The following is a 1,309-nucleotide window of genomic DNA, read 5'->3' as shown; positions in this document are numbered from 1 at the left end:
GGCGAATTCCAGGGGTCGTTGCAACACAGGTGATCAACTGGCTGTTGCCAGGAGCTTAGCGAGACGCTCGGCTGGGGTTTCCCAGCAGAGCGTTTTGCGTGGGCGGCTGTTGAGTTCGGCGGCCACGGCGTCCAGCTCTTCTGGTCCGTAGCGGGCCAGGTCGGTGCTCTTGGGGAAGTACTGCCGGAGCAAGCCGTTCGTGTTCTCGTTCGAACCGCGTTGCCAGGGGCTGCCGGGATCGCAGAAGTAGACCGGCATGTCCGTGGCGGTGCTGAACTCACTGTGCAGGTGCATCTCGGAGCCCTGGTCCCAGGTGAGAGAGCGTCTGAGCTGAGCGGGGAGGGTGGAGACTGTCTGGATGAGTGCGTCGCGCATGTGGGCGGGCTGGCGGCCGTCGGGCAGATGGACGAGGGCGACGAAGCGGCTGGAGCGCTCGACGAGTGTGCCGATTGCGGACTTGTTGGCCTTGCCGATGATGAGGTCGCCTTCCCAGTGCCCAGGAATGGCCCGGTCCGCCGCTTCTGCGGGACGCTCGCTGATCATCACCATGTCTTTGGCCATGCGGGGCTGACGCTTGTAGGACTGGCGGTGCGGCCGGCGCATAACCCGTCCGGTCCGCAGGGCTTTGGCCAGTTCGCGGCGGAGTTCTCCGCGGCCCTGGACGTAGAGGGCTTGGTAGATCGTCTCGTGCACCACATGCATCTCCGGGCGGTCGGGGAAGTTCCGGCGGAGCTGCTGGACGATCTGCTCGGGGCTCCAGCGCCTGCTCAGATGCTGCTGGATGAATTCTCGCAGCTCAGGGCTCTGACCGATCTTCCCGGGCTTCGGCCGGGGCCTGCGGGCATCGGCACGGGACTGGGCGGCGTGAGGCCGGTAGTGCCACCGGCCGCCTCTGCCGGGAGTGCAGTTGCGGTGGATCTCCCGGCTGACCGTGGACGGGCTGCGGCCCAGCTCCGCGGCAATCGTGCGAATCGAGGCCTTCTCCCGCAACCGGTCCGCTATATGGATCCGGTCGGCCTCACGCAAGTAACGCGAGGGGCCCTCAGGCGTCCCCGGACGCGTCACGGGCGGGCTTCCCTTGTGCCGGCCCGACGGCCGCCAGCCGTTACGCCACCTCATACCGGTCCGCCGGTCGATGCCGACAATCCGGCACGCTTCCCCACTACCCACCCCCTGGTCCATGAGTCGGAAGTATTCCTCCCGCTCACGCACCAGGATCCGGCGTCCTTGTGGCTTCCGATCCTTCCGGATCTCGAACGTCATCGCACCCCTTGAGCTGGGGTGTTGTGACGACCACTAGAACGGAAGG

1 protein-coding gene is annotated in these 1,309 nt (G+C 66.5%); it reads right to left on the bottom strand.

All coding sequences use genetic code 11. The features are described 5' to 3' along the window. Positions 1-33: 33 nt before the first annotated feature. Complete coding sequence (locus tag ACWCP8_RS41175; RefSeq protein WP_451121686.1) at positions 34-1,263, bottom strand: IS30 family transposase; 1,230 nt, start codon at positions 1,261-1,263, stop codon at positions 34-36. Positions 1,264-1,309 lie beyond the last annotated feature (46 nt).

The organism is Streptomyces sp. NPDC002206 (assembly GCF_053593595.1).
The sequence above is the reverse complement of the archived record's forward strand: the minus strand, read 5'-3'. Positions and strand labels throughout refer to the sequence as shown.

Excerpts from the sequence above, each read along its gene's own strand:
- ACWCP8_RS41175 (WP_451121686.1), bottom strand. The coding sequence starts at position 1,263 with ATGACGTTCGAGATCCGGAAGGATCGGAAGCCACAAGGACGCCGGATC.